This window comes from Mesorhizobium sp. M1A.F.Ca.IN.020.06.1.1, assembly GCF_004023265.1.
Lineage (GTDB): Bacteria > Pseudomonadota > Alphaproteobacteria > Rhizobiales > Rhizobiaceae > Mesorhizobium.
This window is the reverse complement of sequence record NZ_RZSR01001861.1, coordinates 1-380: the sequence shown is the minus strand read 5'-3', so window position 1 is coordinate 380 and position 380 is coordinate 1. Positions and strand designations below refer to the sequence as shown.

Below are 380 nucleotides of genomic sequence, written 5' to 3'. Positions count from 1 at the left end.
GTACGGGCGATGTCGGACGAATTGGTGACCACCGTCAGGCGGCGATGGCCGAGCAGTTCGCGCGCCAGGAAGGACGTGGTGGTGCCGGTGTCGAGCATGATCGACTCGCCGTCGCGGATGGTGGCCGCGACCATGCGGGCAATCAGACGCTTTGCTTCGGCATTCTCGCGCATGCGGCGCTCGAACGGCGCCTCGCCTGTCATAGAGCGCAGGCTGACGGCGCCATGCATCTTGAGCAATGCTCCGTCATCCGTCAGCGGTTTCACGTCGCGCCTGACCGTCTCCAGCGACACGCCCAGGCGCTCGGCCAGGCTGGCGATGGTGATCGTGCCCTCCTCACCGAGGAGCCGCAGGATCTCGCCGTGCCGTTTCGAGTGGAT

General features: G+C 66.3%; 1 protein-coding gene. It reads right to left on the bottom strand.

Annotated features, from left to right (window positions below):
• Positions 1-380: DeoR/GlpR family DNA-binding transcription regulator (locus EOA60_RS37245; RefSeq protein WP_245502740.1), on the bottom strand; the 380-nt coding region annotated here is incomplete at both ends.